The organism is Oleiphilus sp. HI0125 (assembly GCF_001635355.1).
Genome location: NZ_LWGF01000620.1, coordinates 1 through 4,516 on the forward strand (window position 1 = coordinate 1; position 4,516 = coordinate 4,516).

Annotated in this window: 4 protein-coding genes; 2 read left to right on the plus strand and 2 right to left on the minus strand. The window is 43.8% G+C overall.

From position 1 onward, the window contains the following. The coding region (locus tag A3762_RS07985; RefSeq protein WP_156493337.1) for an Ig-like domain-containing protein at positions 1-1,317 on the minus strand (1,317 nt) is incomplete at its 3' end. Positions 1,318-1,753: 436 nt separating this feature from the next. On the opposite strand from A3762_RS07985, the gene A3762_RS07990 reads away from it, so the two are divergent. Both A3762_RS07990 and A3762_RS25765 read left to right on the plus strand, forming a co-directional pair. Next, on the plus strand, positions 1,754-3,073 hold the full coding sequence (locus A3762_RS07990; protein WP_068754829.1) for a ribonuclease J: 1,320 nt from the start codon (positions 1,754-1,756) through the stop codon (positions 3,071-3,073). Beyond that, the gene (locus A3762_RS25765) at positions 3,073-3,258 is read left to right on the plus strand and encodes a CPXCG motif-containing cysteine-rich protein (protein ID WP_082868933.1); all 186 of its coding nucleotides are present in this window, start codon (positions 3,073-3,075) and stop codon (positions 3,256-3,258) included. The genes A3762_RS07990 and A3762_RS25765 overlap by 1 nt, the downstream gene beginning before the upstream one ends. 62 nt (positions 3,259-3,320) lie before the next feature. On the opposite strand, the gene A3762_RS07995 is transcribed toward A3762_RS25765, so the two are convergent. Continuing rightward, positions 3,321-4,250: a RimK family alpha-L-glutamate ligase gene (locus A3762_RS07995; RefSeq protein WP_068754827.1), complete on the minus strand. Its 930-nt coding sequence runs from the start codon at positions 4,248-4,250 to the stop codon at positions 3,321-3,323. Positions 4,251-4,516 lie beyond the last annotated feature (266 nt).

Below are 4,516 nucleotides of genomic sequence, written 5' to 3' on the forward strand. Positions count from 1 at the left end.
CGGTACTAGGCTTTCAGATTTCGAGACAATCATCGGCAAGTCTGGGTTGCCGTCAACGGTCTCAACGTCGATGTCTGTGATTCTAGCCTCAAAAACGTCTAGACGCCCACTGGGATTAGATTGAAGCACCTCATTTGTGTCTGCTGAGCTAGACACTTTCAACACAGCAAAGATCTCGGCTTGGCCCTCATGCAGGCCTCTTATAGTATTGCCATTATATACCTCGGCTACGCTGCTATTGGAGCTATACCAATCGACCTTTTCAGTGTAATCGGCTTCGGTTCCGTCTGAGAAAGTTACCGTGGCGTTATAATCTATTTTGCTGCCCTCAACGATAGAAGCCTCAGCTGGTGAGACGACAAGGGACTCTACTGTGGCATCATTGACTACCAATTCAGCCTCAGCTTGAATCAAATCCAAGCTCACTAATACTTTGGTTTGGCCATCTAGGTATGTGCTTAACAAGCCGTCTTCTGAGATGCGAGCAATGCGATCATCTTCAACCGACCAGCTTACTTCAGGGATATCAATTAAGATCGAATTATCCGAGTAGACACCTGCAACCGATAGCTGTTGATTGATCGCTTTGGGTAAGCTAAGAGAGCTTGGTGAAATCAATAACTCGGTGAGCACGGCATCGGTAACCGTCAAAATTTGTTGCACGGCCACATTCGTTTGTGCTGATTGACTGGGATCACTGACATCCACAGTTAAAGTAGTAACCCCCAAAGATTGGCCCGTCAGTTTAACCTCAAAATCCTTAGGCTCGACCGTGACAATATTGCTCTGATCGACCGTCCAAGAGAGGTCTCGAGTAATATCGACCAATTGTCTACCGTCTGAAAAATTCGCCAGGCCCGCGACACTGATAAACGTACCATTAGGGATCCTGTAAGGGCTGCCTAATATGTCAACAATCGGCGTAATAAAGAGCCCGGTCACACTAGAATCGTTCACGTTCATTGTGAAGTTAGCACTAGTCACGCTTTGTGAATCGTCATAACGGACGGTAACCGTTGCAGATCCTGTTGCCAGGCCCTCAACAATGCCTTCGGGCAATACTTGAATGATCCCCGTCTCGCCAGACTGACTCCATGTTGCTATTGAGGTGACGTCTTTTGAAGTTTTGTCGTTGTAAATTGCAGTGACTTTAAGTTGAGTGCTAAAGTTAGCGGCTATTTCATTGTCTCCAGAAATTTCAAGGCTAACAACACGTTTGCCATTCGGGCTATTGCCGCCACTACTGCAACCCATCAATGTAAAGCTTGCTACAAAAATATAAAGCAACAAGTTCGAAAATAGTTTAGTTGATTTCATAGGGGACCAGATAATTTCAGATTATTAATCTTGTGAAGGTATCAGGTGGAGAGTGCTGTGGCAAATCTTGCAGCGTTAAGTTTATTCTTTTGGGTAAAGTTAACGCTAGCTCAACATCTTAGAAATTATCTAGTTATCTGAGTACTCTTACTGAGCTAACACTAGAATATTTTTGAGAATCACGGAAGGTGGTCGAGCTGAGCGCGTCTTCAGACATATGTCTAACATTTTTCCTCATACTGCTAATTAGCTTTTATACTTTCTCTATATTGCTTAGGCATGAACTTTCTAAGGGTCTGATTCGTAAGACCCCCTAATCGTGATTTGTCTTACCCTCAACTGCAAATAGGAGTCGATTATTTCTAATTCATACGCGGCTAATCATCGCCAATTTTGGTACTTACCTTTAGGTGGAACTGGAGAAATTGGCATGAACATGAATCTCTACAGTCATGATGATGCGTGGTTAATGGTTGATTGCGGCGTAAGTTTTAGCGAGAGTCTCAGTGCGATTCATGCCAATAATCCGCAGAATGACGAAGACGCGCTTACAAAGAAGTTCGACAGAATAAGTGCAGACCCAAGTTTTATTGCACAGCGTGCTGATGCCTTAGCAGGCATCGTAATCACACATGCGCATGAGGATCATCTCGGAGCGTTGGTCGATCTATGGTCTCGATTCAAATGTCCAGTGTATACAACTCGATTCACCGCCCTATGTTTGCGTCATAAATTAGCGGAGTCGCGCAAAGAATTAGATATACCTGTTCATATCGTCGATGACGGTTCGACAGAGCAGATTGGCCCATTCGAGGTTCAGTGGTTGGCATTAACGCACTCAATGCCTGAGTCATATAGTCTTATGATCAGAACCAGAGTAGGGTCAGTTTTTCATACCGGTGATTGGAAAATCGATTTTGATCCTGTCGTAGGCAAGCCCTTTGACCCGCTACCTTTTAAGCAATTAGCGAGTGAGAACATTGCTGCAATGGTTTGCGACTCTACCAACGCTGACCGTTCTGGTAGAAGTGTTTCCGAGGGCGCATGTTATCAAGGCTTATTTGATCACGTCAGTGAGCAGTCGGGTAGAGTGTTGGTGACGTGTTTCGGAAGTAACATCGCGCGCTTAATAACGCTATTTAAGGTTGCCAAAGATACCGGACGCTATGTTGCCTTATTGGGGAGATCTCTTCATACCATGCATCGTCACGCAAAAGCTGCTGGTTACTGGCCTAGCGAGCTTGATGGCTTGTTGTATTCTCCGCATCAGATCGGGTATTTGCCGTCAGAAGAAATATTGATCATCGCGACAGGCAGTCAAGGCGAGCCGCGTGCGGCACTATCACGACTGGCAAGGAATCAATTCCGAGATCTTGAGCTGGAAGAGGGTGATTCTGTGATATTTAGCTCTATTGTGATTCCAGGGAATGAAGAGCATATTCATCGTTTGATCGAGCAATTGGAACAGAAAAAGATATCCGTGATTACGAAGTACAACACATCTAGAACGATTCATGCGAGTGGTCACCCAAGTGAGCAAGATTTGCTTGATTTATACGGATGGGTGCAGCCTTCTCTCGTCATTCCAACGCATGGTGAGCAGCTGCATCTTGCTGCTAACGCAAAGGTTGCTAAGCAAGCTAAGGTGCCCCGCCAGATGACAGGCTTTAATGGTGACTTGTTTGAGCTTGTAGGAACGAAACGCGTGCATAAAGCATTTATTGAACCTGGACGCATACCATTGGAGAGTAATTAATGAACCCATTGGAAGAGCAGAATACTTACTGTCCGTATTGCGGCGAACCGATTCAATTACTGCTAGACGTTATGGATTCAGACTCCGAATACACTGAAGACTGTCAGGTGTGCTGTCGGCCCATGGTAGTCAAAGTACTTAATGGGCAAGAACTGGTTGTCATGAGAGAGGACGATGCTTGCTAAGCTTGTCTGAATGAAGGTATGCCTGCGTCGATAATCTTGCAGGCATAAATGCACATGAAGACTTATTTGGCTTTGTCTATGAGCAGGCTTGCAATGGCTTGCATACCACTTTGATCGATACCCGCGCGTTTTTCAGCATCATGATTATAGTTTGTATTGGTGTTGATATCGTAAACCAATAAATCACCGATTTCGTTCTGAATAAATTCTATCCCTGCAATATCAATTTCTTCTTTGCTTAAGAATGTTTCGAGCTGATTCATTAGGGCGTGATTATCGAAGGTATCTATCAATTCAAACTTGTTCTCAGGGGCGCTGGTTGGACAAAACGCATCAGAAATATCACATACATCCGCCGGACATAGTTCAAAGCCTCCATCAGTTTTGACTTTGACCGTGTATAAGAATTTCGCTCCTACAAATTCAGCACGAACAATAAAGGTTTGGTCTGACTTTATGTACTCTTGGATCAACCATGTTCCATCCAAGGGTTCTTCATAGTCATCACTTTCAATAAAGTTTTCTAAGTCAGAGATGCTATGAATGAGTTTTACGCCTAAGCCTTTACCGCCGCGATTAGGCTTAATAATAAACGGGATTTGATCGAAGTCTGTCGCTGCCTGTATCAGGTTTTCTTTACCGACTACGGCATGGGTAAGCGGCGTTTTGATACCATGCTTTTGCAATGCACAGTATTGAGAAAACTTGTCCACTTCATAGTATATCGCTCTTGGACCATTTATGATCTCGCGGTTATGCAATGTAAGCCAATTTAAGGTAAGCCGTGTTAACTCTGGTGCATAGCGATTCCCACGTGTATGCGAGGACGCACTCATGCGATTGTAGTAAATGCCTTCAGGCGGTGTTCCATTAAGGTTAATGACGCCTTGGTTTAAAAACCATTCTTTGGCTTCAACACCGTGCTCAGCAAATGCAGCGCGAAGTGGTACGACCCACTCTTCATTTTCATGGATGATATAAATATCTTGCACGTTATCCTCGTTTACCGTTTTGTCTGGTTGCGCAGTGTACTACTTTTGATCATGTTTTTATTTCTTGTTTTAACGAATAAGCTAAACGGAAATGCCGGCAACAAAATCCACAAAGCAATAGTTTAAGAGCACTAAAAAACGTAGTTCTCAAACTGTCGAAAAGTTTTACACGAATGGTGGTTTATTGATTTTGGTAAAAGTAATAAGCATCTGTTCAATATATCCGATGCGTTATCTAGATCAATTCTTGCTGTAAATCTTGTCTC